Annotated in this window: 31 protein-coding genes; 20 read left to right on the top strand and 11 right to left on the bottom strand. The window is 38.5% G+C overall.

The features are described from left to right. Window positions 1–26 precede the first annotated feature (26 nt). Both MMB69_RS14365 and MMB69_RS14360 read left to right on the top strand, forming a co-directional pair. Window positions 27–236, top strand: coding sequence for a cysteine-rich CWC family protein (locus MMB69_RS14365; protein ID WP_221782849.1), 210 nt, complete (start codon window positions 27–29; stop codon window positions 234–236). Between the two features lies 1 nt (window position 237). Further along, window positions 238–1,176: a carbohydrate kinase family protein gene (locus MMB69_RS14360; RefSeq protein ID WP_221782851.1), complete on the top strand. Its 939-nt coding sequence runs from the start codon at window positions 238–240 to the stop codon at window positions 1,174–1,176. Window positions 1,177–1,200: 24 nt separating this feature from the next. Here the strand turns inward: MMB69_RS14360 and cyoE are convergent, their stop codons facing one another. Continuing rightward, complete coding sequence (gene cyoE, locus MMB69_RS14355; protein ID WP_013056789.1) at window positions 1,201–2,118, bottom strand: heme o synthase; 918 nt, start codon at window positions 2,116–2,118, stop codon at window positions 1,201–1,203. 391 nt (window positions 2,119–2,509) lie between these two features. Here cyoE and MMB69_RS14350 point away from each other — a divergent pair, with 391 nt between their 5' ends. From MMB69_RS14350 to MMB69_RS14335, 4 genes are all read left to right on the top strand, one after another. Next, window positions 2,510–3,124, top strand: a complete 615-nt coding sequence (locus tag MMB69_RS14350) for a poly-gamma-glutamate hydrolase family protein (protein ID WP_269871326.1) — start codon at window positions 2,510–2,512, stop codon at window positions 3,122–3,124. Window positions 3,125–3,216: 92 nt separating this feature from the next. Further along, window positions 3,217–3,396: a hypothetical protein gene (locus MMB69_RS14345; protein WP_133177156.1), complete on the top strand. Its 180-nt coding sequence runs from the start codon at window positions 3,217–3,219 to the stop codon at window positions 3,394–3,396. Between the two features lie 60 nt (window positions 3,397–3,456). Continuing rightward, window positions 3,457–4,065, top strand: coding sequence for a methyltransferase (locus tag MMB69_RS14340; RefSeq protein ID WP_221782855.1), 609 nt, complete (start codon window positions 3,457–3,459; stop codon window positions 4,063–4,065). A gap of 523 nt (window positions 4,066–4,588) precedes the next feature. Further along, window positions 4,589–5,023, top strand: coding sequence for a MerR family transcriptional regulator (locus MMB69_RS14335; RefSeq protein ID WP_221782856.1), 435 nt, complete (start codon window positions 4,589–4,591; stop codon window positions 5,021–5,023). A 60-nt stretch (window positions 5,024–5,083) separates the two neighbouring features. On the opposite strand, the gene MMB69_RS14330 is transcribed toward MMB69_RS14335, so the two are convergent. From MMB69_RS14330 to MMB69_RS14320, 3 genes are all read right to left on the bottom strand, one after another. Then, window positions 5,084–5,296 carry a hypothetical protein gene (locus MMB69_RS14330; protein ID WP_013056795.1) on the bottom strand — a complete coding sequence of 71 codons (213 nt, stop codon included), beginning with the start codon at window positions 5,294–5,296 and terminating at the stop codon, window positions 5,084–5,086. Window positions 5,297–5,425: 129 nt separating this feature from the next. Beyond that, a complete protein-coding gene (locus tag MMB69_RS14325; RefSeq protein WP_013056796.1) occupies window positions 5,426–5,572 on the bottom strand; it encodes a hypothetical protein in 147 nt (48 codons plus the stop codon). Between the two features lie 141 nt (window positions 5,573–5,713). After that, window positions 5,714–6,022, bottom strand: coding sequence for a hypothetical protein (locus tag MMB69_RS14320; RefSeq protein WP_014460362.1), 309 nt, complete (start codon window positions 6,020–6,022; stop codon window positions 5,714–5,716). 220 nt (window positions 6,023–6,242) lie between these two features. Between MMB69_RS14320 and MMB69_RS14315 the strand changes: the two genes are divergently transcribed. Continuing rightward, window positions 6,243–6,602 (top strand): hypothetical protein, encoded by a 360-nt coding sequence (locus MMB69_RS14315; RefSeq protein WP_221782858.1) that lies wholly within the window; start codon window positions 6,243–6,245, stop codon window positions 6,600–6,602. A gap of 77 nt (window positions 6,603–6,679) precedes the next feature. Further along, window positions 6,680–6,859: an H-type small acid-soluble spore protein gene (locus tag MMB69_RS14310; RefSeq protein WP_043982127.1), complete on the top strand. Its 180-nt coding sequence runs from the start codon at window positions 6,680–6,682 to the stop codon at window positions 6,857–6,859. A 71-nt stretch (window positions 6,860–6,930) separates the two neighbouring features. Here MMB69_RS14310 and MMB69_RS14305 read toward each other — a convergent pair whose 3' ends face one another. Then, window positions 6,931–8,001 (bottom strand): DUF3900 domain-containing protein, encoded by a 1,071-nt coding sequence (locus tag MMB69_RS14305; protein ID WP_208756400.1) that lies wholly within the window; start codon window positions 7,999–8,001, stop codon window positions 6,931–6,933. A gap of 160 nt (window positions 8,002–8,161) precedes the next feature. Next, the gene (gene gltC, locus MMB69_RS14300; protein WP_013056801.1) at window positions 8,162–9,064 is read right to left on the bottom strand and encodes a glutamate biosynthesis transcriptional regulator GltC; all 903 of its coding nucleotides are present in this window, start codon (window positions 9,062–9,064) and stop codon (window positions 8,162–8,164) included. A 134-nt stretch (window positions 9,065–9,198) separates the two neighbouring features. On the opposite strand from gltC, the gene gltB reads away from it, so the two are divergent. Together gltB and gltD are read left to right on the top strand one after the other, a co-directional pair. Further along, a complete protein-coding gene (gene gltB, locus MMB69_RS14295) occupies window positions 9,199–13,752 on the top strand; it encodes a glutamate synthase large subunit (RefSeq protein WP_277447883.1) in 4,554 nt (1,517 codons plus the stop codon). A 16-nt stretch (window positions 13,753–13,768) separates the two neighbouring features. Beyond that, window positions 13,769–15,250, top strand: a complete 1,482-nt coding sequence (gltD, locus tag MMB69_RS14290; protein ID WP_050689958.1) for a glutamate synthase small subunit — start codon at window positions 13,769–13,771, stop codon at window positions 15,248–15,250. Window positions 15,251–15,283: 33 nt separating this feature from the next. Here the strand turns inward: gltD and MMB69_RS14285 are convergent, their stop codons facing one another. Both MMB69_RS14285 and MMB69_RS14280 read right to left on the bottom strand, forming a co-directional pair. Then, window positions 15,284–15,763: a hypothetical protein gene (locus tag MMB69_RS14285; RefSeq protein ID WP_277447882.1), complete on the bottom strand. Its 480-nt coding sequence runs from the start codon at window positions 15,761–15,763 to the stop codon at window positions 15,284–15,286. Window positions 15,764–15,815: 52 nt separating this feature from the next. Beyond that, on the bottom strand, window positions 15,816–16,286 hold the full coding sequence (locus MMB69_RS14280; protein WP_221782863.1) for a staygreen family protein: 471 nt from the start codon (window positions 16,284–16,286) through the stop codon (window positions 15,816–15,818). Window positions 16,287–16,487: 201 nt separating this feature from the next. Here MMB69_RS14280 and MMB69_RS14275 point away from each other — a divergent pair, with 201 nt between their 5' ends. The 4 genes from MMB69_RS14275 to MMB69_RS14260 all read left to right on the top strand — a co-directional run bounded on the left by MMB69_RS14275 (window position 16,488) and on the right by MMB69_RS14260 (window position 19,951). After that, window positions 16,488–17,888 (top strand): alpha/beta hydrolase, encoded by a 1,401-nt coding sequence (locus tag MMB69_RS14275; RefSeq protein WP_221782865.1) that lies wholly within the window; start codon window positions 16,488–16,490, stop codon window positions 17,886–17,888. Between the two features lie 248 nt (window positions 17,889–18,136). Beyond that, the gene (gene folD, locus MMB69_RS14270) at window positions 18,137–18,991 is read left to right on the top strand and encodes a bifunctional methylenetetrahydrofolate dehydrogenase/methenyltetrahydrofolate cyclohydrolase FolD (protein WP_277447881.1); all 855 of its coding nucleotides are present in this window, start codon (window positions 18,137–18,139) and stop codon (window positions 18,989–18,991) included. A gap of 147 nt (window positions 18,992–19,138) precedes the next feature. Continuing rightward, window positions 19,139–19,294 (top strand): hypothetical protein, encoded by a 156-nt coding sequence (locus tag MMB69_RS14265; RefSeq protein WP_221782867.1) that lies wholly within the window; start codon window positions 19,139–19,141, stop codon window positions 19,292–19,294. Window positions 19,295–19,351: 57 nt separating this feature from the next. After that, window positions 19,352–19,951 carry a DUF3298 and DUF4163 domain-containing protein gene (locus MMB69_RS14260; RefSeq protein WP_221782869.1) on the top strand — a complete coding sequence of 200 codons (600 nt, stop codon included), beginning with the start codon at window positions 19,352–19,354 and terminating at the stop codon, window positions 19,949–19,951. 2 nt (window positions 19,952–19,953) lie between these two features. Here MMB69_RS14260 and MMB69_RS14255 read toward each other — a convergent pair whose 3' ends face one another. Then, a complete protein-coding gene (locus MMB69_RS14255; protein WP_221782871.1) occupies window positions 19,954–20,220 on the bottom strand; it encodes a diaminopimelate epimerase in 267 nt (88 codons plus the stop codon). A gap of 173 nt (window positions 20,221–20,393) precedes the next feature. On the opposite strand from MMB69_RS14255, the gene MMB69_RS14250 reads away from it, so the two are divergent. The 4 genes from MMB69_RS14250 (at window position 20,394) to MMB69_RS14235 (ending at window position 23,917) form a co-directional block, all read left to right on the top strand. Beyond that, window positions 20,394–21,818, top strand: coding sequence for a phospholipase D-like domain-containing protein (locus tag MMB69_RS14250; RefSeq protein WP_277447880.1), 1,425 nt, complete (start codon window positions 20,394–20,396; stop codon window positions 21,816–21,818). A gap of 150 nt (window positions 21,819–21,968) precedes the next feature. Continuing rightward, window positions 21,969–22,205 carry a YuzF family protein gene (locus tag MMB69_RS14245; RefSeq protein WP_047751084.1) on the top strand — a complete coding sequence of 79 codons (237 nt, stop codon included), beginning with the start codon at window positions 21,969–21,971 and terminating at the stop codon, window positions 22,203–22,205. Between the two features lie 181 nt (window positions 22,206–22,386). Continuing rightward, window positions 22,387–23,298 (top strand): manganese catalase family protein, encoded by a 912-nt coding sequence (locus MMB69_RS14240; protein ID WP_014460348.1) that lies wholly within the window; start codon window positions 22,387–22,389, stop codon window positions 23,296–23,298. 139 nt (window positions 23,299–23,437) lie between these two features. Further along, window positions 23,438–23,917, top strand: coding sequence for a GNAT family N-acetyltransferase (locus tag MMB69_RS14235; protein ID WP_269871342.1), 480 nt, complete (start codon window positions 23,438–23,440; stop codon window positions 23,915–23,917). 36 nt (window positions 23,918–23,953) lie between these two features. On the opposite strand, the gene MMB69_RS14230 is transcribed toward MMB69_RS14235, so the two are convergent. Together MMB69_RS14230 and MMB69_RS14225 are read right to left on the bottom strand one after the other, a co-directional pair. Beyond that, window positions 23,954–24,235, bottom strand: coding sequence for a hypothetical protein (locus tag MMB69_RS14230; protein WP_074681570.1), 282 nt, complete (start codon window positions 24,233–24,235; stop codon window positions 23,954–23,956). A 105-nt stretch (window positions 24,236–24,340) separates the two neighbouring features. Further along, window positions 24,341–24,772, bottom strand: coding sequence for a MarR family winged helix-turn-helix transcriptional regulator (locus MMB69_RS14225; protein ID WP_277447879.1), 432 nt, complete (start codon window positions 24,770–24,772; stop codon window positions 24,341–24,343). Window positions 24,773–24,963: 191 nt separating this feature from the next. On the opposite strand from MMB69_RS14225, the gene MMB69_RS14220 reads away from it, so the two are divergent. Next, the gene (locus MMB69_RS14220) at window positions 24,964–25,368 is read left to right on the top strand and encodes a CidA/LrgA family protein (protein WP_269871318.1); all 405 of its coding nucleotides are present in this window, start codon (window positions 24,964–24,966) and stop codon (window positions 25,366–25,368) included. Continuing rightward, complete coding sequence (locus MMB69_RS14215) at window positions 25,338–26,030, top strand: LrgB family protein (protein WP_269871317.1); 693 nt, start codon at window positions 25,338–25,340, stop codon at window positions 26,028–26,030. The genes MMB69_RS14220 and MMB69_RS14215 overlap by 31 nt, the downstream gene beginning before the upstream one ends. Window position 26,031 lies beyond the last annotated feature (1 nt).

The raw sequence follows: 26,031 nt of genomic DNA, 5'->3' as shown, positions 1-26,031 counted from the left end.
CTGCATAGAAAAAAGGAGATGAATTCATGGCATTTTCAGGCGATGATAGCAGATGCCCTATCTGCGGAGAGAGAAATAACTGTGCTTCTGTACAAGGTAGAGAAATAGAAAAGTGTTGGTGTATGCAGAAAGTTTTTACCCCTGATCTATTTAAACAAATTCCTTTAGAAAGCAGAGGAAAAGCGTGTGTATGTGTCAAATGCGTTGGGAGACAGAAGAAAGAAGGTGAGGATTAACTTGAAAAAAGGAATTATTTCATACGGTGAGGCATTTATTGATTATATCGCTAAAAACGAATTTAACACCAGCTTTGACTCTTTTTTAGGAGGCACAACCGTTAATGTAGCAGTCGGAGTTCAGAAGTTAGGAGCAAAAGCATATTATATCTGCAAGTTGGGCAGTGATGAAACAAGTGATTTTGTAAGAAAAAACCTTTTAATTGAAGGAGTGAATCAAAGCGGCTGTGTAATATCGGAGATTAAAAAAGTTTGTGAAGTGTATGTACATAAAAGTAAAGAAGGAGATCGTTACTTCCATTCCTACATAGATTCTACACCTCATGAGCAAGTGTGTAAACATGAGCTGCAGGAAGCTATATTTGAGCAGGCAGCGATTTTTTATTTTGGATCAGGTACGTTGTTTCATCCGATTTCCCAGGAAACTACAAAAGAAGCTGTGAAGCTCGCAAAAAAACATCGTATGCTTGTAGCGTTTGATCCAAATATTCGAATGAAAAGATGGGAAAGTGAAGTAGCATGTAGAAATATCGTGACACCGTTTTTGTCCGAAACAGACATTTTGAAAATCTCTCAAGATGAGCTCCTATTTTTGATGAATTCAGCAGACCTGACAGAAAGTCTAGAAAAACTGAGAGCGTATCATATTCCGTACGTATGGGTGACTCAGGGAGAAAATGGCGCAGTAGCCGTTACTGCAAATCAAACGCTTCATGTGAGTGCAAATGGAGTGCAGGTAATAGACACGACGGGAGCGGGTGATGCGTTTATGGCAGGAATTTTATGGTGTGTTCACGAAAAAGGATTACCTGAAAGTGAGGAGTCACAGAAGCAGTACACAATGTTTGCTAACGCGTTAGCTGGAGCAGTTTCGGCAAGGTACGGAGGAATGATTTCGCTTAAAGCAAAAGATGTATCTAGTATAAAAGCAGGTAGCTGATAGCTACCTGCTTTTGAAAGTTTATTATTTAAAAAATGACAGTATAATCATAAGGGCAAAAATAATCGTAAGATGGTTCAATGAGAACACAAACATTAAAGTAGCCCATTTTGTATCTTCTAATTTTTTAAATCCAACAATCCCAAGAAGCATCCACACTAGTGTTAAACCGAACATTGTAAATGCGATAATTTTACTAAACGACAAAAATAAGAAAGATGCCGCTAGTAAAATAACTAGATATACAAGCGTTTGGACTTTGGAACGACGGATACCTTTTACTACAGGAAGCATTGGTACACCTGCGGCTTTATATTCCTCAAGTCTTCTAATCGCAATAGCGTAGAAGTGAGGAGGCTGCCATAAAAACATAAATACAAACAATCCAATGGCTACCGGATGAAATAAGTCTGGTGAAATAGCGGCCCAGCCAATGATTGGAGGCATAGCTCCAGAAATACTTCCGACTTCGGTATTATAAATAGTTGTACGTTTTGTAAGCATAGTATAAGGCACTACATAAAAGAAAAATCCTAAAATACCCATAATGGCGGCCATGTTAGAAACTAAAAATAAAATGCCTACACCGATAACAAATAAAGCCAGTCCTAACCATAGAGCAAATTTAGGGTTGACGGCTCCTGTTACCGTCGGTCTGTCTTTCGTACGTTTCATGATCGCATCAATATCACGGTCATAGAAGTTATTAACTGCCCCAGCTCCTCCTACGACAAAGGATGTCCCAATTAAAGCCAAAATAATGATAGGAATTTGTGTCACAAAGCTTAAGTCATTAACAGCAATTGCGAGACAAAGCCCAGCAACCATTCCTAGTGAGTTCGATTTAATAATCCCAGTTTTTATAATAGCACTGATTACTTCCCGGGAAAAATACTGATTGATAGGAAGTGATTCCTTTGTGATAACTTCGGTATTTTTCACAGCAATTCTCCTTTTTGAGCTTATTCCTAAATGAATAAACCTAATCTTTATTAATCAACTAAACTATTTTAACAAAAAAATATCGTAATTACATCAAGGTTGCTCGTAAAATTTGTTAACATTCCTTGAACTTTTTAAAAAAACAAAGAATAATGTCGAATTACCAATTAAAAATAAGTACATCCTTTATTATAAGATAAAAATGGAGGGCTTAAAAATGAAAATTTTGACTATCTGGTGAACTTTTAACGAGCAAGAAACTCGAACTTAATCGTACCATATTTATTGGTAATTGCAATCACATAGTATGTGATGAAAGAAAAGATGTGGTACATTAAAGAAAGAACTAATAAGTTTATTTACTATGTCTTATTCACAAGGAGGATATATGATGCCAGATAAATATGCTAGCTTCTCTGAACTTGCCTCTCATGAAGTATATAACCAAGACTACAAAATTCAATTCGAAATCAGACCTTCTAACATTATTATGCTCGCGATACACGGCGGAGGTATCGAAACTGGAACAACCGAACTTGCTGTTGGGCTAGCAGGAAACGAATACTCGTACTATATATTTGAAGGGTTAAAGAAATCAGGAAATGCCGATCTTCATATCACCTCCACTCATTTTGATGAACCTCATGCGCTAACTATTATATCGAAAGAAGACTATGCCGTATCTTTTCATGGATACAATGATAAAAGTGAAAAACACACTAAAATCGGCGGTGCTGACAAGGCATTAAGATCCAAAGTGTATGAAGCGCTTATTTCCAAAGGTTTTAGTACAGAAATTTTATCAGATCAAGACCCGTTTTCCGGTACAAGCCCTAGAAATATAACCAATAAAACAGCTAGGCGGATGGGTGTGCAAATTGAGATAAGTAAAGCCCAAAGAGAAGCTTTTTTTGCAACTAACACGAGAAATGAACGTAAAAATTCGAAAACCCAGGAATTTTTTGAGTATATATCAGCTATTAGAAGTGCATTTCCTCTTAGATAAGTCAGATACGTTTAGTATTTATTAAACAGGTTAGATTTATTACGGACATGTTTGTGGTATACATATAGTAACTACATATACTGGAGGAGATAATGATGAAAACATTTGACCAAGAAGATACCCTAGAACGTCTTAAAGCCTCTTATCGATATTTAAAAAGCGTAGACGTACGGGGAATCAGCACATTAGATGATCAAAAACGAGCGGAAGCTGTGCAGTTAATTGAAGAGATTGGTCTTAAAATATCAGAAATGCGTGTGAAAGTAGAGTGAGAAAAAAGAGAAGGACATCTGTCCTTCTCTTTTTCAACAACTATAAACAGGAGATTGGCCATGAATGAGCAATATTATGACGCTTTATTAAATATAAAAACAACGGGAGAACAAAAGGGATTCAATGATTCATTTCATTACCATCGTTATGAACCCACGCCTTATAGTGCATTAGAAACACTTTTCACTCAGTATGAGCTAACAAGCCGCGATAGAATTGTCGACTTCGGGTGTGGAAAAGGAAGGCTAAATTTTTATGTGAACTACCTGTGCAATGCCACCGCTGTAGGGGTAGAAATGAACGAGCACTTTTATGAGCAGGCCATAGATAATCAGAGGCGCTATTTAAAAAAAGCCAAGGGCCGCAAACATCATATTCATTTTCAATGTTGTTTAGCCCAAGAATATAAGATTCATCCGCTAGACAACTGCTTTTATTTTTTTAATCCTTTTTCAGTTCAAATTTTTATCCAAGTAGTGAACAATATTTTGCTTTCGTGGGAAGAGAATAAACGCGAGATTGATTTGATTTTGTATTATAGTTCGGAGGATTATCTTCATCACCTCGAAAAACATCCTTCTTTCATTTTAAAAGAAGAGGTAATGCTGCCAGAGTTGGATCGTAAAAACCCATATGAACGGTTTTTGATTTATAAAGTAGCTTATTAAGACGAACTATTTACTGTTTGATAAAGCTGTATCGTGCCGGTTCTATTTAACAAATCAGCAGGAAGTGGAAAAAGACCTGCTGATTTTATTTATAACTTTTTAGAAATTAAAGCATAACACTTTATTATGTAAGCGCTTTCTGTTATAATGAAATTAGGTTGGATAGCATGCGTGGCTATCGGTGTACTCAGCGCAGGCGGGGCTAGTACAGAAAGAGAAGGCTACATACAGGTTAATAAACATTTAATGGATAGAAATAAGAACTCTCAAACACAAATTTATTAATTTGTATGCTAAATCGTAAATTAACAAAAACGGCATTTATGATAAGGTTTTAGAGAAAAGAACCCAGCATATACTGTATAAGCAATTTTTTTACTCTAAAAAAGGGTAAAGAAATTGCTTATTTATTTTTAAATAAGTGTACAGCTGTTCAGATTTGTTTTGAGATATCTAGCGTTAGTGTATAATAGTAACAAGTACGAAAAGTTGACATTGTGAATTGATTAAAGGGGATTTAAAAATGAGTGAACTAAAAATAGATGATGTGGCGAAGCAAAGCGGTTTAACAAAACGTACGATTCGTTATTATGAACAAATTGGACTGATGCCAGCACCTCCAAGAAGTGAAGGTGGATTTCGTCTGTACACCGAAGAACATGTAGAATTTTTAAAGAAAATTACGAATGCCAAAGAAGTCATGGGTTTTTCACTTCAAGAATTACAGGAATTTCTTGCTTTAAGTGATACTCTTGAAATACAAAAGATGGATTATAGGCAAGTGAAAGGAACAAGTCAACAAAAAGAAAAGTTAGAGCAAGTGTTACATACGGTAGAAGAACAGCTCAAGCTGATTGAACAGAAAAAGAAAAATATCTTAAAAGTAGAGTCTGACCTTCTGTCACTGAGAGATCGTGCTAAGACTGCAATTGTAAAATTTGAGCAGGAAGAATTATAAAAAGCAGGCGCATTCACCAGAAGAGTGCGTCTGCTTTTACGGTTTTTATAGGGCATTGATTTACGATTGTGAAGTGTTTTCTTCTAGCTGTACCCCTAAAAGAAGTAAAATAGCCTGTATCCCATCGGCTTTTCCACTGTGAAAGCTTCTTGTTTCAGCATCCAAAGCTTCATTTACAGATTCCATCATATTTGATTCGTACAAGTCTAAAATTAATTGTTTTCCTTCGGGACTCAAATGCAGCTGCCCGCGTTCCTTCATTTTAAACTTCAACTTCTTCAACTCCCTTTCCCATAATACTATCAGTATACAAAATTAATAACATTTACGTAAACGTTAATTTTTGTATATGGACAGAAGAACGTATTGAGTATAGGTACTAAGTGAGGTGAGAGATACTAATTATCCTTTGCTTGTTTTAATGTTTGTCAGCTTATAGCCGCAAGCTGAGCATGTGTAGATAACGTTTTGATTGGACTGAGCAGTTAAAACGGTAGCAAGCTCTTTTTGAGAATGACAGTTAGGACAAATAACAACAGGGGATTTCATGTGATTTTCTCCTTTTCTTTTTCATAGTCAAATTTTATTTTATGTAAAGTTTATTCAAATATCCTTTGTGCTATCAAAAACGACGGAAGACATGTAAAAAAGCATTCTCGCTCAAAAGAAACGGGAATGCTTAAGGTGAGTTTAAAATCCGTCCTGGCTTGCTGTAAATGGAATGTTAAGTCTTCTTTCTACATTGCGTAAGCGCTGATTTAATCTGTTTATACGATCAGTATGTCGCTCCACAACGCGATTTAAACGAGTAATTTCTCTGACTTGCTCCTCATTTTGTCTCTCAAGGGCACGAATTCTTCGTTCAAATCCTCCAAGATTTTGAAGCTGCTGTCTTTCATCGTATTCTTCATGCTGTGGTACGTAAGGGGGATAGTATTGTTGAACTGAGTAATCAACTTGCTGAGGAATGTATCCAGAGTTGAAATAATAAGGGTTCATTAGGGCACCGCTCCTTTTACATAGTAATTTCAAATCAAACACGATATAACGTATGCGAAGATAAGAAAAATGCTATAGGCACATACCTAAAGACATTCTGTATTTAAAAAAGGAAAGTATTTTTAAAAGTCAAAAGGAGATAGCCGGTCTCTTCTTGAATATGCAAAATAGAAAAGCTTCTTTTTTAGACACTTTATTTAAGAAAGAGGGAAAGTGACTAATGGCTCAAGGAAAACAAAAACCAGCACCTAAAATAGAAGAATCAAAAGCTCCGCCTGCAAAGAAACAAAAGTCGAAGAGCCGAAGCACTAAAAAAGCGCAGCCTCCTGCATCGCCCTGGGTAAAAGCTGCTTCCACTTTATCTAACATTGATTTCATTCGTTTGTTTCGAGTGCTGTTTCTTGCTTTAGTGGTTGCTTTTATTGTGTATCAATATATTTTACTTACAAAGGGAATCTTCATCAAAACATATGCGGCCCTTTGGCATCATCACAAAATGCTCTTGCTGGCTGGAGTTGCATTCATTACCTATACTTCTTTCGTTTTTTACCTTGGCTACCGCACCGCTAAAAAACGGTAGAACTGCTCTAGGGGGCGAATAGCATCTATTCTTTAAACAAACCTTATATGTATATCAGCATAGAGGGGGGAAGAAACGTGGACAAGCAGCGAGCAAAACAAATTGCTGATTCACCCGTTATGGCTAACGTTACGTATAACGATACGGCCGTTTATATTCAACATGTAAGCGAAGAAAATGATATGGTAAGAATTTATCCGCTAGGTCAGCCAGAAAATGAACAAAATGTTTCCGTGAGCCAATTAGTAGAGAATTAAGGTGGATAAATAGAGCTGGTTTTTCAGTTAAATAAAAGCCAGAGAGCTATGTTGTACTCTCTGGCTTTTATTTATTCTTCCCATTTCTTACTGCTGATTTTCTCAATAATTCCGTGCAAATCATCGGGCTTATGAAACTCAATCGGAGACGCGCCTTTTTCAAACAGAATCGATTCGGCTTCAATTACAGCTACGTAGCGTCCATTCACTTTCGCTAAGTGAATATTTTCCCCGAAATCAGCTAACAGTCCCTTAATCTCTGTTTCACCAAGCTTCATTTTTAACTCTGCATCAGGCGTATGCTCGACGATATGAGCAGCAGCTTCCATGACTTGATGCGTATCTAAACGTTCTTGAAGCTCACGCTTTTCACTTGTTGCCCACAGTTCCATGTCCGATTCAAACTGTTCAAGTTCTACGCTTTCTGCTTCAAACGTTTCGCTGACGTGTTCACGCACCATATCCATCACTTGTGTTTTCATAATCTCAGGCATCGGCTCATTGTAGTCAATGAATTTCAAAAAGTCTTCAAAATAACGGGCGTGAGACGCTTGATGGATGACAAGTTCGCTTTCTTCGACCATGCCTTCTTCAGGCATGTATGGGTATTGAATAGATTTCATGTTTTTAGTAGTAATCGCCATTTCTACGTGACGAATAAGGGTTGATTCATCTGAAATTGAAGCCACTTTTGGTTCGAAGTCACATTTTAAAATAAACACAAAAGCATGATCAAAATATTTTCTTGGAACAGCAGATACAACTAAAAATGCTCCTCCTCGAACGGCTGCAGTATCAAGGTATGCATTGATAAACTGTTCGCTATTTTCTTCAAATTCTTCTTTGGTTGTGGCAAAACGAGTGCGGTGAAATAAATTATAATTAGGGTTTGAGTCGAGAGCGTGTCCTGGTTCAACTATAAAATACCCGAGCTTTGTAGGCACTTGTTCTGCTTTGGGGTGTCGCTCTACTTTGCGCTTTACAATTTTTTTAAATTCACCGTCTAAAAAATCTTTGATGGAACTTTCTTCATATTCTTCTGTATCAAGCGTTTGAAAATGCTTATATTGTTTAGAAGCTTGTTCTTCTTTTCCTTCTACTTGTATTACGTAAAATGATAAAAAATTAATTTTAAAATCCATAGCAGTCACCTTGTTTCTTTTTAGTCAGTTACTTCAGTATAAGAAAGAGTCCGGTAAGCGTCAATGCCTGTTAGCTTTAGGGGAAGAAGATCTATTTATACAATTGATCAGCTGAGGAATAGTGTATAAAGCAAAGAATAAGAGAGGCAGGGGGCCTCTCTTATTTATACTGCTCCAACCGTTCAAAAAAGGTTTTGACAAACTTATAAAAAATTTTATCAGAAGGTGCTAAATCACGATTTCGAGGAATAATCATCCCGACTGTACGCTGAAGCTGCGGCGTATGAATAGGAAGTTTAGTTGTAAAACGAGGAGTCGTTTCAGACACTGTGCTTTCAGGAAGAAGCGTGACGCCGATTCCTGCGGATACAAGACCTTTAATCGCATCTAAATCTTCTCCTTCAGATGAAATATTGGGCATGAATCCTGCTTGTTTGCAAGCGTCAAAGGCCATTTTATGTAAAATGAATCCTTTTGGAAATAGCACAAAATCTTCATTTCTTAAATCCCGCAGCCGAATGTTATCCCGTTCAGCGAGCGGATGATGAGAAGGAACAAGGGCTAAAAGATTTTCAGTGAATAGAATATGCCCTTCTATACTCTGGTCCTCTACAGGTACAGGGCCTAAAAAAGCGATATTAATATCTCTTTTTTTAACCGATTCAATTAAAAATTTATACGAACCTTGTCTAAGATGAAAAGCAACATTTGGGTGTTCTTCTTTAAAGGCTGATATAATAGTAGGAAGAAGGTGACTAGCAAGGCTTGTTGGAAATCCGATTTTAATCGTTCCTCTTTCAGGATCCAGGTATTCATCAATTTGTTCTTTCGCATAGTCAATAGCTTTCATAGCCGTCTCCGTATGCTCAAGAAAGACTTTTCCTATTGCTGTTAACTTGACATTTCTTCCTTCGCGTTTGAATAAACTAACACCTAGCTCAGACTCCAGATTCGCGATTTGACGGCTGATCGCTGATTGAGCTACATGCAGATATTCTGCCGCCTCAGATACGTGTTCTCTTTTTGCAACTTCCATAAAATAGCGTAATTGACGCAGTTCCATAGGCATCCTCCATCTATATATATCAAAATTAGATTAGTTTTATCTAAATTATATATTGTTTATATTGATTTGAAAACTTACAATGTAAACAGGTGATCTTAAAAAGATAAAGAAAACGAACGGGGGAGAAGAAGATGACATACAATCAAATGCCAAAAGCTCAAGGTCTCTACCGTCCTGAATTTGAGCACGATGCATGTGGAATCGGACTATACGCTCAATTGAAAGGCGTAGCGTCACATGATATCGTTAAAAAAGGACTAAATATGCTTTGCCAGCTTGACCATCGAGGCGGACAGGGAAGCGATCCGTTAACAGGAGATGGAGCTGGATTAATGGTACAAATTCCACACGCGTTCTTTAAAAAGACATGCGTTGAATTGAACTTGCCACAAAAAGGTCGTTATGGAGTTGGAATGATCTTTTTCTCAAATAACGAAGACGAGCGTCGAGAAATCGAAGCTTATATTAATAAATTAATTGAAGAAGAGGGACAAACGTTACTAGGTTGGAGAACTGTACCTGTAAATGTCGGAAAAATCGGAAAAGTTGCAAAAGAAAGCTGTCCGTACGTGCGACAAGTATTTATTGGGGCAAATGACAGTACTCAAGATGACTTAGCGTTTGAACGCAAGCTATATGTTATTCGTAAGCAAGCGGAAAATTGGGCGCAGGCGCGTCAAAACCGTTTTTATTTTACGAGTCTTTCAAGTAGAACAATTGTGTACAAAGGGTTATTAACGCCTGAGCAAGTTGATGCTTTTTATCTTGACCTACAAGATGAAGATTTTACTTCAGCGTTCGCTTTAGTGCATTCTCGCTTTAGCACAAACACGTTCCCAAGCTGGGAAAGAGCACATCCAAACCGTTATTTAATTCATAATGGTGAAATCAATACGCTTCGCGGTAATCAAAACTGGATGAGAGCACGTGAACAGCAGTTTGTTTCGGACGCATTTGGTAAGGATTTGCCGAAGGTTCTTCCAATTTTAGATGCTGAAGGAAGCGACTCATCCATGTTAGATAATGCGCTAGAGTTCTTTGTATTGGCCGGCCGCAAGCCAGCGCATGCAGCGATGATGCTTATTCCAGAGCCTTGGTCTGAGAATCCGCACATGTCAAAAGAAAAACGTGCTTTCTATGAGTATCATAGCGCATTAATGGAGCCATGGGATGGTCCGACTGCTATTTCGTTTACGGATGGAAAGCAAATCGGTGCTATTTTAGACCGTAACGGTTTACGTCCAGCTCGCTATTACGTTACAAAAGATGATTACATCATACTTTCATCAGAAGTAGGCGTCATTGATGTTGAAGATGAAAATGTATTATATAAAGATCGTTTAAGCCCAGGTAAAATGCTTCTAATCGATTTAGAGGAAGGCCGAATTATTTCAGACGAAGAAATTAAATCTGAAATGGCACAGGCTGAGCCTTATCAAGAGTGGTTAGATGAACAGCTGGTAACGTTGCCAGAAGTGCAGGGAGAAAAATCTGAATACTTCGATGATTTGGTCATTCGCCAGAAGTCATTTGGCTATACGTATGAAGATATTCATAAATATTTAGTTCCAGTTATTACAGAAGGAAAAGATCCGCTTGGTTCAATGGGTAATGATACTCCATTAGCCGTGTTGTCTGATCGTCCTCAATCGCTGTTCAATTACTTTAAGCAGCTGTTTGCTCAAGTAACAAATCCACCGATTGATGCTATTCGTGAACAGTTGGTTACATCAACAATGACATTGCTTGGTGCAGAAGGGAATTTACTGCATCCAACTAAAGAAAATATTCATCGAATTCAGCTTGAGACGCCGGTTTTAACAAACGACCAAACTCATCAGCTGAAGTCTGCCATTCATCCAGATTTCAAAAGTGCTGTTATATCTGCTGTGTTTACAAATGATTTAAAAGCAGATCTTGATCGCGTATTTGCTGAAGCTGAAGCGGCAATTAACGCCGGTGCTAGCATTCTTGTTCTGACAGACCGTGAAGCGGGAGCTCAATCTGTAGCTATTCCAGCTTTATTAGCGGTCAGCGGGCTGCACCAGCACTTAGTGCGAAAAGGAAACCGTACAAAGGCGAGCATTGTTGTGGAAACAGGAGAAGCGCGTGAAGTGCACCATTTTGCAGCGCTGATTGGTTACGGCGCAGACGCAATTAATCCATATCTTACTTTTGCAACATATCAAAATGAAATTAACGCCGGTACGTTGAACGTATCGTATGACTATGCTGTTGAGAAATATGTAAAAGCCGTTACTGAAGGTGTCGTAAAAGTAATGTCTAAAATGGGTATTTCAACGGTGCAAAGTTATCGGGGCGCACAAATTTTTGAAGCAGTTGGAATCAGTGCAGAGGTTATCGAGCAATATTTTACAGGTACTGCTTCGCAGCTTGGCGGTATCGGTTTAGATGTTATTGCAAAAGAAGCGAAAACGCGTCATGACAATGCTTATGTTGAAACAATTGAGCAAACGTTAGAATCAGGAAGTGACTTTCAGTGGAGACACACGGGCGAGCATCATGCGTTTAATCCAAAAACAATTCATACGCTGCAGTGGGCTTGCCGTAAGGGAGATTACAGCTTATTTAAAAAATTCTCTGAATCGGCTAATGAAGAACGCATCGGTTTCTTGCGCAACCTGTTCTCGTTTAATGGAACGCGTTCATCTATCTCCATTGATGAAGTGGAATCAGTTGATTCGATTGTAAAACGTTTTAAATCAGGTGCTATGTCGTTTGGCTCTTTAAGTCAAGAAGCTCATGAAACATTAGCGATCGCAATGAACCGTTTAGGAGCACGCAGTAACAGTGGAGAAGGTGGCGAGCATCCTAGCCGCTACACTGTGGATGAAAATGGAGATAATCGCCGCAGTGCGATTAAACAGATTGCTTCTGGCCGTTTTGGGGTGAAAAGTCACTACCTTGTGAATGCGGATGAGCTTCAAATTAAAATGGCACAAGGTGCAAAACCCGGAGAAGGCGGTCAGCTTCCAGGAAACAAAGTATATCCATGGGTAGCAGATGTGCGTGGATCAACGCCAGGAGTAGGCTTAATTTCACCTCCTCCACATCACGATATTTACTCGATTGAAGATTTAGCACAGCTTATTCATGACTTGAAAAATATAAACCGTGATGCACGAATCAGCGTCAAACTCGTTTCAAAAGCAGGAGTAGGAACGATTGCTGCCGGAGTAGCAAAAGGAGTAGCGGACGTTATTGTTATTAGCGGCTACGACGGAGGTACAGGAGCATCTCCAAAAACAAGTATTAAACATACGGGACTACCGTGGGAACTTGGCTTAGCAGAAGCTCATCAAACGCTTATGTTAAACGGTCTTCGTGAAAAAGTTGTGCTTGAAACAGACGGGAAATTAATGACGGGTAAAGATGTAGTCATGGCAGCACTTTTAGGAGCAGAAGAGTTTGGTTTTGCTACGGCGCCTTTAATTGTTTTAGGCTGTATCATGATGCGTGCGTGTCACTTAGATACATGTCCAGTTGGAGTGGCGACGCAAAACCCAGAGCTTCGTAAAAAGTTCCTAGGAGAAGCGGATCACATCGTTAACTATATGAAATTTGTTGCACAAGAAGTGCGCGAAATTATGGCTGAACTTGGATTTAAAACAGTAGATGAAATGGTTGGACGTACAGACGTATTAAGCGTTAGCGAACGTGCAAAAAATCACTGGAAGGCGCAGCACTTAGACTTAACAACTCTTTTATATCAAGCTGAAGGTGTACGTACCTTTAAAACACCTCAAAACCATAAAATTGACGAATCTCTTGATATGCAAAAAATCTTGCCTGCGGTACAGCAAGCAATCGAGCATAAGTATCAAGTTGAGTTAGAACTGCCAATTTCTAATATTAACCGTGTAGCTGGAACAATTGTAGGAAGTGAAGTTACAAAACGTTACGGTGAGAAAGGTCTGCCAGAAGATACGATTACTCTTCGATTCACTGGCTCTGCAGGACAAAGTTTTGGTGCATTTGTTCCAAAAGGAATGTCTATGTATCTAACTGGAGATGCAAATGATTATATCGGAAAAGGTTTATCAGGAGGTAAAATCATTGTTGCTCCACCTAAGGAAACAACAGCTGTGTCAGGCGAGAATGTTATCGTCGGGAACGTTGCATTTTACGGTGCAACAAGCGGTGAAGCCTATGTTAGCGGGCTAGCAGGGGAACGTTTTGCAGTTCGTAACAGCGGTGTGAACGTAGTGGTTGAAGGAATTGGCGATCATGGCTGTGAATATATGACTGGCGGACGTGTTGTCGTATTAGGCGATGTAGGTAAAAACTTTGGCGCGGGAATGTCAGGCGGTATTGCTTACGTATTTGCTGATGATCAAGAATCATTCAAAAACCTTTGCAATAAAGACATGATTGGGTTTGAGAGCTTAAAAGGCGAAGAAGCAGAAGAAGTGAAAGAGATGGTTTCAAATCATCTGAAATATACGAACAGCCATAAAGCAGCATTTGTCTTGGAAAATTGGGAGCAATCACTTTCAAAATTTGTAAAAGTGATTCCGAATGATTATAAACGCATGATGAATCGCATTGAAGAGCAAAAAGCAGCTGGACTAACGGAAGAAGAAGCAGCTATGAGTGCGTTTGAGGAAAATGCAAAACAAGAAAAGAAAGCATCGGCAAAACAACAAGAAGCGGTAGCTCAGTAAGAAAGGGGAGAGTACGATGGGAAAACCAACAGGATTTATGGAAATCAAACGTGAAAAAGGGAAGGAACGTGACCCGTTAAAACGTTTAGGTGATTGGAAAGAGTATGCTGCTCCTTTATCTGATGAAGCGCTAAGCCGTCAAGGGGCACGATGTATGGATTGTGGCACACCTTTTTGCCACATGGGAATGGATATTAATGCTTTTACTTCTGGATGTCCAATCTATAACTTAATTCCAGAGTGGAATGATTTAGTTTATAAAGGACGCTGGAAAGAAGCTTTAGAGCGTTTAATGAAAACGAACAACTTCCCGGAGTTTACAGGACGAGTTTGTCCTGCTCCGTGTGAAGGTTCCTGTACGCTTGCTATTTCAGATCCAGCCGTTTCGATTAAGAATATCGAACGCGCTATTATTGATAAAGGCTTTGAGAATGGGTGGATTACTCCGCGAATTCCGGAGAAAAGAACAGGCAAAAAAATTGCTGTTATTGGCTCTGGGCCAGCAGGCTTAGCAAGCGCAGATCAGCTGAACCAAGCGGGTCATTCAGTAACGGTATATGAAAGAGCAGATCGTGCTGGCGGTTTATTAACATATGGAATCCCAAATATGAAGCTAGATAAAGAAGTAGTGGAAAGACGTGTTCGTTTATTGACGCAAGAAGGTATTGATTTTGTAACGAATACGGAAGTTGGAAAAGACATTACTGCTGAAGAGTTAAAAGAACAATATGATGCTGTAATTTTGTGTACAGGAGCTCAGAAGCAAAGAGATCTAGTATTAGAAGGTCGTGAAGCAAAAGGAGTTCACTTTGCAATGGACTACTTAACAACTTCAACAAAAAGCCTTTTAGACTCTAACTTCAAAGATGGTCAATTTATTGATGCAGAAGGAAAAGACGTTATTGTTATTGGAGGCGGAGACACGGGAGCTGACTGTGTAGCTACTGCTCTTCGTCAAAAATGCCGCAGCGTTGTTCAGTTTGGTAAACATCCTCAGCTTCCTGCTGAGCGTACGGCAGATAATATGTGGCCTGAATATCCACATGTATTTAATCTTGAATATGCTTATGAAGAAGCACAGGCAAAATTTGGGGACGATCCACGTGAATATTCAATTCAAACGAAAAAAATCGTGGCAGATGAGCAAGGCAATCTAAAAGAACTTCATACGGTTCAAATGGAAAAAATAAAAGGTGAAAATGGACAGTACATCTTTACCGAAATTCCAGGAACAGAAAAAGTATGGCCAGCTCAGCTTGTCTTTATTGCGATTGGGTTTGAAGGTCCAGAGCATCCGGTTCTATCAGCGTTTGGTGTTGAAACGAAAAATCGTCGCGTAGATGCAGCGTATGGAAATTACAAAACAAATGTTGAAGGTGTTTTTGCTGCTGGTGATGCTCGTCGTGGGCAAAGTTTAATCGTATGGGCTATTCATGAAGGTCGTGAGGTAGCTAAACAAGTTGATAGTCATCTAATGGGAGCAACTGTATTACCATAACAAAAAACCGCCACAATTGTGGCGGTTTTTTGTTTATCTAGGATTTGGCACTTCATTTCCTCTACGTAAATTTTCAAATGAAACGGTTAAAATCGTGTTGGTAATTCGAACTTGTGAAGCGGGGGAAACGGTGTATAAGTTAAAAAGTTCAAATATCCAGGGGTCACGTTTTTTCAGCTGTCGCGCGGCTTTTTCGACACGTTCGTTAATAGATCCGCTGTAATTGTTATAGTTATCATCAACAAATCTTACAATGGAACGAAATAAGTATTCTGTTAGTTTGCTATCCATCCCGCCTCGTTGAGCATCTCTGTAGATGGACTGATACTGGCGTTTTAAAATTTTCATCACTCTGTCTACATCGCGTGTAGATCTAACTTCCTCTTCCTCATGCAGGATATAAGAAAATAAGTCTTCATTGTATCTATAAGGTTCTAAATAATTTTCATTCGTAGTAGGAACCACTGGATGGTAATAGCGCGGCATATAGGGGTAAACCCATTGACTGTACATGAAACATTCACACCTTCCTCGTTCATTTCCCATTAGTTTATGCACTAGCGTGCTAGCTGCTGCATGTTTGTTTTAAATAAAATTTAGGAGTTTGATAATAGGACCACCCTCTAAATTCTTGATAAGTCGATACAAAATAAATGTAAATCGGTGTATTTAGCAAGTCGGGATAATGTTGAAAAAACGCTTGGTCTCCGTAAAACATTGCTTCTAAAGCAAGGGGGAGTTCACGACGGAAAATCTGATAACGAAGCTGCGCCTGCTCGCGGCTGAACTCACCTCCGCTAACAAAAACTTCGCCTTGAATAACTGCTTGTCGGTCTGTTACGTGAAGAGCAGCTAGTACTTCATCACGCATATTTTCATCTATCGCCTTGTTGTTATATGAGCATCCGATGCTTAAAAAAAGCTGACCGGTTGTATCAGAATGAGTAAGAGTATATTTTCTTCCGGAAACCGGATAGGAGGAAGTAGCAGGGGGAATAAGAGTCGTAGAAAGTTTTGAAGAATTAAACGAACTCATAGTCATTGACACTCCTTTTTTTGAATAAATTTCAATATTATACGGCGCTATAGGATCAGTTGTGATAAATGTCTACTTTCTTTCTGTAAGAAAGGCGTTTTGATGTACTTTTTGAGAAATAGATGGTAATATTTAGCTAAAATTATGCGTGTACAGTCCCCAAGAGTGTCTTCAAAAGCAAATGTGAATGGAGGTTATCACTTGAATATCACAACGTTTGACGGTAAGTATGGAAACTGGCTAACGACTAAAAACCCTCTTCAATTTCAAGCAGCGACTGCCTATGGGAACATTGGGCTGGCTCCTATCTATTGGGGAACAAAAGAAGAAAAAAATGGATGGTATTACATGTATCAGCCTGAAGAAATAACGGGCGTTCAAGTAGAAGGTGAAGTTGATGGTGGTAAGTTTCTCATTCGAATTCCTGATGATTGGAATGGAAAGTTAGTTATGTCAGGAGTCCCAGCTACCCGAGATGAGAAATCAACGGATTTACTATTCAGCGACTATGTGTTGGCAAAAGGGTTTGCGTTTGCTGCTTCTGATAAAGGAACTCAGGGAGAAGAAGTGAGAGATGATCCATTTGCTAAAGCAAAGAACGCTCTAGTCAAAGAAGAAGACTCTATTAGAAAATGGCATATTCAATACCGAGAAGTGACAAAAATAGCTCAGAGATTTTTGTTTGAAAATTATCGTCACAAACTTCAAAAAGAAGTGACAGAATATTTTGATATAAAAACGTATGCGTTAGGTATTTCTAATGGGGGTTATGTTGTTCGCTATGCTTTGGAAAACGATGGAAAAAATGGAGAGCCTCAGCTTTTTAATGGAGGCGTTGAATGGGAAGGGGTTATGTGGCGAGCTGATCACGATAACTTGATTACTTCCTTAACACCTGTTGTAAATCATGCGGAAGAAGCACTGTACACGGTAGGTGAATCGCAAAAAGAAGCTTTGCACCGGTTGTATCAAGCAGGATTGCCAAAAGGATCTGAATTTTTATGGCCATATCATGACCAGTATTATTGGTTTTTAACGCTTAATATATATATAGATGAGTTTGACAGTCAAGCACCCGGAAGTATTCCGTGGCAAAAATACTTAACGCTTTTTGAAAACGGAGTGAGAGATCGCTCGTTAGATTCTATTTTTGAAAAATATGATTATCGAGAAAGACCGCAAGATGTAAAGAAACGCGTCCGTGAAATTGAAAATACAGGTGATATTTCCGTTCCATTGATAAGCATTACAGGGTCGTTAGATGCACTTATTTTTCCGGATATTCATGCTTATCCTTATGAACAACTAGTAAAAGATTCTGGTAAACAGCACCTTCATCGTCACTATGTAATTGAAAATGGAAACCATATTGATAGCTTAGTGTGGAATCATCAAATTGATCCAGATCGAAAGCTTCAGCCTCTTCTGCCTTATGTGTATCAAGGATTTGAACTGCTATGTGATTGGGTGGAGAATTTTGAAGAACCTCCGAAAAATAAGAAAATAAGTGCGCCTCTCAAGGAAATGCATGTAAAGGATCTAAAAACAGAGGAAGACGTGCTGCCGTTGACTACAAAGAAAAGCATATCAACAGAAAAATAAATCGTTCAAAACCGTGCCGAAGGTGCGGTTTTTAATTTGGAAAAGCAATGTTTGAATAAAAACACCTTTGGTGAATGCAAAATATTATAGTACGATAAGAACGGAATATACGTTATTTGTTATTTATTTTCATCTATTTAAAATAAAAATAATAAAAACATTGAACAAAACCGAACTTTTGTGTTAGATTAATAACTATAATTCGTACATTTATTAAATGGCTACAGTTGAAAGGAGCAAAAAACATCATGACAGCGAAAGTAATTAAAGGAAAAGAAGTAGCGCAAGAACTGCGCGCCGCATTAAAAGAAGAGGTAGCTCAATTAAAAACAAAAGGCATCGTTCCTGGTTTAACTGTGATTTTAGTAGGAGAAAATCCTGCTTCGCAATCATATGTAAAAGCAAAAGCAAAGGCTTGTGAAGAAATCGGTGTTGCGTCTGAAATTATCAAACGTGACGTAACGATTACGGAAGAAGAGCTTTTAAACGAAATCCATCACTTGAATGGAAATCCATCTGTTCATGGTATTCTTATTCAACTTCCATTACCAAAACATATTGATGAAAAGGCAGTATTAAATGCTGTATCTCCTAAAAAAGATGTAGATGGCTTCCATCCGGTAAGCGTAGGGAATATGGTTATTGGCGATGAGTGCTATTTACCATGTACACCACACGGTATCGTGGAGTTAATTAAACGTTCAGGTGAAGAAATCTCAGGTAAACACGCGGTAGTAATCGGACGAAGTAATATCGTGGGTAAACCAGTATCTATGCTTTTACTTCAAGAAAGTGCAACGGTAACAATTGCTCACTCTCGCACAAAAGATTTATCTGCTTTAACAAAACAAGCTGATATTCTTGTATCTGCTGTGGGACAACCTAGACTTATTAAAGCGGATGACATTAAGCCGGGTGCCATTGTAATTGATGTAGGTAACACAATGGAAAATGGCAAGCTCGTTGGTGACGTTGATTACGAAGCGGCTTTAGAAGTAGCAGGCTATATTACACCAGTACCAGGCGGAGTTGGTCCAATGACAATTACTATGTTATTGAAAAATACGGTAGACGCTGCTAAAACAATTAACGACGTAAAATAATAAGAAGTTAAAAAGAGGCTAAGACAAAGGTATTTTTGTTGAACAAAGATCCGAACGAGTTTGATTCTTGATTGAGAATCAAATTTGTTCGGATTTTTTCATTGATAAAGTCAACATAGGTTTCATGTATGGAGGTGCTTCTAGCTGGTGATTGGAGGGCAAGGCGAAGACTCCCAAGAAAAGCGAAGTCCTGCGCGTAAATCAAAAGCGGTGTCACAAACAGTCCAGATCATTTATCCCATTTATTTGTCTTTAGGTTGGACTGATTTTATTATGTCTCAATCTCTTTTTTTGCTTCAGTAATGGAATGAAAGCTAAAAGAATAGAATGTAACAATCTGTATAGAAAGAGGAGGAAGCGATGGTTACGTTACCTGCAACGGTATATTCTCAGCAAATAGTGAAGAAGAAGTTAAACGTTTACTATCCAGTTGTTCATTTGACCAATCAAGCTGTTCAGCATAGCATAAACAGTAAGATCTTGCAGCGCACGAATGAATTAATTCGTCAGCAGGGATATGGAGAAAATCCGGATACAGAAGAAACGGGTTATTATGAGTTGAAAACGAACGAGCGAAATGTGCTCAGCTTAACGCTTGTTAATTTTGCTTATTCCGGGGGAGCGCACGGATTGACCGTGGTAGTTCCGTTAACGTTTAATGTGCTGACTGGAAAAACGTATCAACTAAAAGATTTATTTAAAAAAGACAGTAATTACGCGAGTGTTCTTTCTAAAATAGTAGGAGAGCAAATAAAAGAGCGCGATATTATGGTTCTTGGAGAATATAAAGGAATTAAACCAGATCAAGATTTTTATATCGCCGATAAATCACTTGTACTATTTTATCAGCTGTATGACCTGGCTCCTTACGTATATGGAATTCCTTACTTTCCAATTTCTATCTATGCTATTCAAGATATTATTGCAGATGAAAGTCCACTTGGACAAATGTTTGGATAAAGTTATAAAAAATTGCGGTGCGGCCGTACGTATCTTTTTAATTCGGCCGCTAACTGCTGACGAAGCGAACGAACGCTAATCGCTTCAGCAATATCTTTTGCTACAGGAAATACCCCAACATTAGTGATATGAACACGAAGATAACCCTCATACAAGCATCCCTGCTCCGCATGCTTGATTTTGGTGCGTACAACAGCTTCTATTTTATCGTTTTCATTTTGCAAAGGGTAAGAGTCTGTAATATGAAAACGAAAAGAATATTCCTCCATCACCATCATCCTTTTTTTCTATGATATGTACTAGCATACTATACAAATAGTGAATCAGAAAAAATAAATGTGTCAAAAAGACAAAGCGCAAAGCAATCAAGGAAGCAGTTTCTTGCATGTAATGATCACTATTTGTGAACGATAACAGAAAAAGACAAAAAGCTGGAGTTGCGATGATAAAAATAGCAGTCAAAGGATTACTTATTATTTTATCTTTATATATTCTGTATGTGGTTATAACAGCGGTGGTTCTCTTTTATGTACCTTTAAAAACAGGAGAGGAAACGACCTCAATTAAACCGGCTAGCTTTTTTGGTCACAGGGAGTCTACGGATCGAGTGAGACTTCTTGAAGATGGTTATGAGGCAGGAAGAGTTCGTATTCAAATGATTCAAGAAGCTGAGAAATCGATTGATATTGCTTATTACTCAATAGGAAAAGGAGAGTCAACTGATTTAATTATGGCCGCTCTTTTTAAAGCAGCTGATCGAGGCGTCCATACTCGCGTTCTTTTAGATGGGATAGCTAACGGCTTACGAGGAAATCGAAGAGGCGTGCTCTATGCATTAGCTTCACATCCTAATATTGAAGTGAAGTATTACGAACCTCTTCAATTGTTTAAACCTTGGGCGTGGCAAAATCGTATGCATGACAAAATAATGATTGTAGACGGGAGACTAGGTATAATAGGAGGACGGAATATAGGGGACAAATATTTGGCTAAAAAGCCTCCTCCAGACTTCGTCTATGATCGTGATGTCTTTATTACAAACAGCAAACATAAACAAGATAGCGTCATCACTCAAATGCAAAATTATATAAATGAATTATGGGCTCATCCTTACACTAAAAAAGCTTTTTATCATCTCACGCAGTACCAGGTCGATCAGGGAAAGAGGATGAAAGCTTTGCTGCTGCAGCAATATGATAAAGCTAAGCAAGTAGGAGAAACGTTTGCGACGCCTAAGATTAATTGGAATGCTTCCACCGTTCCTACAAAGCGTGTTTCTTTTATTCATAATCCAATTGAACGCTTTAATAAAAGACCTTTTATGTGGAAAACGTTTATTAACCTGGCAGAAGCAGCTAACGGCTCTGTTCTTATTCAAAGTCCTTATGTGGTGCCCACCAATGCGATGAGAAAGTATACAGCAATGAAAAAGAATCCAGCTGTTCAATGGACGCTACTCACAAATTCAGTTACATCTACGCCCAATGTGTTGGCTTTTTCCGGGTATATAAGTATGCGTGATACGATTATGAAGACAGGTGTAAAGCTTTACGAATACCAAGGACCTTATTCGATTCATGCAAAGTCTGTGATTTATGATCAAAGACTCAGTGCCGTAGGCTCTTTTAATTTAGATTCCCGTTCTACATTTTTGAATAATGAATCAATGGTCATTATCGATAGTCAAGAATTTGCAAAAAATCTGACGATGGCGATGGAAAACAAAATGGATAAAAGTATCCTTATTGCTAACCATAAGCGATGGATTAAATCTCCTGACATCCAAAAGAAAGAAGAACCTTTTATGAAGCGAACCTTACTGTACACCCTTGCAAAAGTAACGAGGTTTTTTAAGGAATTTATTTAAACGAGTGACGATATAATAAAAAAACAGCCAATGAATGTTCATTCATTGGCTGTTTTTTTATTATATCCTAAGAAGAAAGAAGTTTTGGTTCAGGAGGCGATGTTAAAAGCATACATTAAAGCGAATCTTTAAAGTGAAAGGAGCGATTCCATGTCTTACGAAGAAGATGAACGCAACTATGAAACGCCGTCGATGGTGACACACGTCGATCCTTACGTATATGCTACACTGCAATCTGTTCAAGGGAAGGATGTCGTGATTGAGACGGTAAGAGGAAGTGTAAGAGGCAGAGTGAAAGATGTGAAAATTGATCATGTTGTGATTGCAGCTAAAGGCTCTACCTTTTTTGTTCGAATTCAGCAAATTGTGTGGATTATGCCCGAATAAGTAATGAACAGTAGAGTTATCTCTGCTGTTTTTTTATGTGGAAAACATACTTAATTCTTATAGAGAGAATGAAACAACCTTTTGGACACATACAAGTAAATAGACGGATTTACGTTTTAATTTTATTTACATGTATCGAAATAAGTCAATATCTAATTATACTAGGTTGGGGGAATGTGCTGTGTTCAAACGAATAGATAAGTTACTCATCGATTTACCCGAATCCAAAAACCCAGATCCAAATGCGGCTGCTGCCGTTCAAGAATTGTTGGGCGGCAAGTTTGGAGAAATGTCAACGCTGAATAATTACATGTATCAATCATTCAATTTTCGCTCCAAGAAAAAGCTAAGACCGTTTTATGATTTAGTAGCAAGTATTACTGCAGAAGAATTTGGACATGTGGAACTTGTGTCCAATACAATCAATCTTATGCTGCAAGGAACAACATTTCCAGGGGACCCAAACATTGCACCACTACAAAATGCGAAGAACCTTCGAAATACTTCTCATTTTATTGAAACCGCTCAAACAGCGTACCCTTTTGATTCGATGGGAAGACCATGGACAGGGAGTAACGTGTTTAACAGCGGAAATTTAATCTTAGATTTACTTCATAATTTCTTTTTAGAATGCGGAGCACGTACACATAAAATGCGTGTATACGAAATGACGGATAATCCCGTAGCTCGTGAAATGATTGGGTATTTATTAGTACGAGGCGGAGTCCATGTTATTGCCTACGCAAAAGCACTCGAAATAGCAACGGGCGTGGAGATGACAAAGCTTATTCCAATTCCTAATTTGAGCAACAAGGCATTTGATACAGCAAGGAAATTTGAAGATCAAGGAGTTCATCGTCGACTTTATACGTTCAGCGACGGCGATTACAAAAAAATAGCTCAAATATGGAAAGGTACGCATCCCGAAGATGGCAGTTTATTAGAAGTCATCGAAGGAACGCCTAACGGAAGCAGCATTCCTGATTTAGATGACATACCAGAAGAGTTTGCTCCTGGCATCGGTCCGGATGAATTTGCAGAAATTGCCCGTCGTTTGCAGCAGTCTGCAGGAATTTCAGACTATAAAAAATAAATTCAGTGAAAAATTTTCCACTATTCTCTTTTACTTATTGGAGACCACAGGTAATATAAAGATAGTAAATGAAAAAAGGGGCGGGTACGTGCAGGCAGCTTTATTAATAAAACCAGATGCAGCTTATCGAAACGCTTATATGAGTTTTTATCATGAATGGAAAGCAAGCGGAGAAAAAATGATTCCATGGGTAATTGCTAAAGATCCTACTCATTTTGAAGCAATGATTCAAGAGTTGTTAGATGCAGAAAAAGGGATCGGGTTAAAAAAAGGATATGTACCCGATTCCACCTACTGGCTAATGCATCACGAAAAAGTAATAGGCGTAGTTAATATCCGTCATGAGCTAAGTGAAATACTTCGAAACAGCGGAGGACATATAGGTTATGGTATTCGGCCTAGCGAAAGACAAAAAGGATATGCGAAGCTGCTACTGAAGTTATCTCTTCAAGAAATTAAAAAGCTGGGAGTTCAACGGGCATTAGTTGTGTGTGATGATTGGAACACCGCTTCTCGTCGAACTATTCTGGCAAACGGTGGTGTACAAGACGAGGATTATATAGAAGAGGATGGAGCTGTTGTTCAACGCTTTTGGATTCATACGGATAAAATGGCATAAGAAAGAGGTGAATTTTTCAATTCTCCTCTTTTATGCTTAGTCATATTGTTTTAAAGCTAACTTCAGCCGCATATAGGTGTACATGGCGTATGCCTGTCTTCCTTTTAAACTGTACGGATTTGCTTTGGAGCAAAGACAGTCAAGAAATTGCTCATCACATGAGCGGCATGATCCGTAATCTTCATAGCATAAATCATGGTATTTGCAGCAGCAGTCTACATCATTTACAGGACATCCGGGACCACTGCATCCGGGACCACACCATTTATAGCCGGGGAAGAGGCAGGGCGTGGCTTTCCGTTTGTTCGGAACAGACATAATCATACATCCTTTTCAATAGTCTCTTTACATTAAATGCAAAAAAGAGAAAAGAGACAGGGACAAACACCTTGCAGCAGCAGCCTAATTTTTATAAATTTCTATTTAATCGATAAATGCGTCATTCATCCGCATTAGTAGTTTGCCAAACAGCTCCTTTTCTTCATTTGACCATTCCTTTAACATACTATGATAGCGTTCAAGGCGCATTTGTTTATCAGTTTGCAGCATCTGTTTTCCACGTGGTGTGATGTCAAATAGGCTGACGCGTCCATCCGAAGGATCAGAGGAGCGGGAAATAAGCTTTTTATTTTCTAAAGCAGCTGCTTGTCTAGACAGAGTTGAAATGTCGAGTTTAAATGCTTCTGCCAGCTCTTTTACACGAGCTGGTCCAAATTCATCTAATTGCCGCAATAATAAATAAGCTGATCTTTCTAGATTTCCTATTTTATTTTCAGAATTATCAAGATAGACGGCTCGTCTAATAAAGGTAGTAAGTTCATATTCAATCAATTCAATTGAATTTTTTTCTTGCATTATAATCTCTCCTTACAAAATCATTCATTGACAAAGAAATATATACTTGTATAATACAAATGTATATATAGTTGTATAGTACAAGTAAAAGTAGGTAAAGTAAAGGATGTTTATATAGTTAAATGTTAGACAACATGACAAAATAAAGAGAGGAGGACAGCTGTTCTTTATCTATAGGACAGTGACCTATAATGAAAGTGATACGAATCATTTTACAAATCGCGATTCTTTATGCTTTTTCTATGGTTGGCGAAGCTGTTCACCACATGCTTCACCTGCCTATTCCAGGCAGTATTATAGGCTTAATTTTAATGCTCATTTGCTTAACGTGCAAAGTTGTTCCCATCAAAGTGATTGAAGATGGAGCAAGCTTCTTGTTATCTTTTTTACCTTTATTATTTATACCAGCTATGGCAGGAGTGATGAATTATCCTTCGCTTCTTTCAAGCAGCGGAGCGATTTTGTTTTTAATTATTGTGCTTAGTACAATCATTACGATGGCCGCCGCGGGAGTTGCCAGTCAACTTTTAGAAAAGAAAGCAAACAAACGAAAGGAGAAACAACAGTGCAAGAATTCTTTATCGCGCTCTTTATAATTATAGCTACAGTTGCTTTGTATCTAGTCATGGCAAAAATATACGTACGGTTCTCCTACCCAATTCTTATTCCAGTTTTAACTACAACCGTATTCGTTATTCTTCTTTTGCTTGCTTTTCGTGTGTCCTATGACGAGTATATGATTGGAGGCAAATGGATTAATTCACTTCTGGGGCCAGCGGTTGTTGCATTAGCGTATCCACTGTATAAACAGCGTGAGATGTTAGTAAAATACAGCATTCCTATTATTGGAGGAGTGTTTGTAGGATTATTTGCAGGCATGATTAGCGGACTTGTGTTCGCCGAAGTATTCGGCATTGACCGAAGCCTGATTTTATCCATTGTTCCTAAGTCTATTACCACTCCTGTTGCAATTCAAATTGCCACGGGACTAGGAGGGGTTCCATCCATGACCGTGGTATTTGTTATGATTGCAGGCTTTTCGGGAGTAATTCTTGGACCTTTACTTTTAAAGTGGATTCGTATTAAAAGTTCTTTAGGAAAAGGAATTGCACTAGGCAGCGCTTCTCATGCCCTAGGAACTTCTAAAGCATTTGAATACGGTGAACTAACGGTATCGATGAGTTCAGTATCGATGACGTTAAGCGCTGTACTGGGCTCGGTTTTTGGGCCGATTGTTGTCTGGTTATTCCAAGTGTAAG

Source organism: Priestia sp. P5 (assembly GCF_029522155.1).
Lineage (GTDB): Bacteria > Bacillota > Bacilli > Bacillales > Bacillaceae_H > Priestia > Priestia megaterium_E.
Note: the sequence above shows the minus strand (reverse complement) of the source record. Positions and strands in the feature narration are given on the sequence as shown.

Coding starts and splice junctions, on each gene's coding strand:
- MMB69_RS14365 (WP_221782849.1), top strand. CDS start 27: ATGGCATTTTCAGGCGATGATAGCAGATGCCCTATCTGCGGAGAGAGA.
- MMB69_RS14350 (WP_269871326.1), top strand. CDS start 2,510: ATGCCAGATAAATATGCTAGCTTCTCTGAACTTGCCTCTCATGAAGTA.
- MMB69_RS14345 (WP_133177156.1), top strand. CDS start 3,217: ATGATGAAAACATTTGACCAAGAAGATACCCTAGAACGTCTTAAAGCC.
- MMB69_RS14340 (WP_221782855.1), top strand. CDS start 3,457: ATGAATGAGCAATATTATGACGCTTTATTAAATATAAAAACAACGGGA.
- MMB69_RS14335 (WP_221782856.1), top strand. CDS start 4,589: ATGAGTGAACTAAAAATAGATGATGTGGCGAAGCAAAGCGGTTTAACA.
- MMB69_RS14325 (WP_013056796.1), bottom strand. CDS start 5,572: ATGAAATCCCCTGTTGTTATTTGTCCTAACTGTCATTCTCAAAAAGAG.
- MMB69_RS14320 (WP_014460362.1), bottom strand. CDS start 6,022: ATGAACCCTTATTATTTCAACTCTGGATACATTCCTCAGCAAGTTGAT.
- MMB69_RS14315 (WP_221782858.1), top strand. CDS start 6,243: ATGGCTCAAGGAAAACAAAAACCAGCACCTAAAATAGAAGAATCAAAA.
- MMB69_RS14305 (WP_208756400.1), bottom strand. CDS start 8,001: ATGGATTTTAAAATTAATTTTTTATCATTTTACGTAATACAAGTAGAA.
- gltC (WP_013056801.1), bottom strand. CDS start 9,064: ATGGAACTGCGTCAATTACGCTATTTTATGGAAGTTGCAAAAAGAGAA.
- gltB (WP_277447883.1), top strand. CDS start 9,199: ATGACATACAATCAAATGCCAAAAGCTCAAGGTCTCTACCGTCCTGAA.
- gltD (WP_050689958.1), top strand. CDS start 13,769: ATGGGAAAACCAACAGGATTTATGGAAATCAAACGTGAAAAAGGGAAG.
- MMB69_RS14285 (WP_277447882.1), bottom strand. CDS start 15,763: ATGTACAGTCAATGGGTTTACCCCTATATGCCGCGCTATTACCATCCA.
- MMB69_RS14280 (WP_221782863.1), bottom strand. CDS start 16,286: ATGAGTTCGTTTAATTCTTCAAAACTTTCTACGACTCTTATTCCCCCT.
- folD (WP_277447881.1), top strand. CDS start 18,137: ATGACAGCGAAAGTAATTAAAGGAAAAGAAGTAGCGCAAGAACTGCGC.
- MMB69_RS14260 (WP_221782869.1), top strand. CDS start 19,352: ATGGTTACGTTACCTGCAACGGTATATTCTCAGCAAATAGTGAAGAAG.
- MMB69_RS14255 (WP_221782871.1), bottom strand. CDS start 20,220: ATGGAGGAATATTCTTTTCGTTTTCATATTACAGACTCTTACCCTTTG.
- MMB69_RS14250 (WP_277447880.1), top strand. CDS start 20,394: ATGATAAAAATAGCAGTCAAAGGATTACTTATTATTTTATCTTTATAT.
- MMB69_RS14245 (WP_047751084.1), top strand. CDS start 21,969: ATGTCTTACGAAGAAGATGAACGCAACTATGAAACGCCGTCGATGGTG.
- MMB69_RS14235 (WP_269871342.1), top strand. CDS start 23,438: ATGAGTTTTTATCATGAATGGAAAGCAAGCGGAGAAAAAATGATTCCA.
- MMB69_RS14230 (WP_074681570.1), bottom strand. CDS start 24,235: ATGTCTGTTCCGAACAAACGGAAAGCCACGCCCTGCCTCTTCCCCGGC.
- MMB69_RS14225 (WP_277447879.1), bottom strand. CDS start 24,772: ATGCAAGAAAAAAATTCAATTGAATTGATTGAATATGAACTTACTACC.
- MMB69_RS14220 (WP_269871318.1), top strand. CDS start 24,964: ATGAAAGTGATACGAATCATTTTACAAATCGCGATTCTTTATGCTTTT.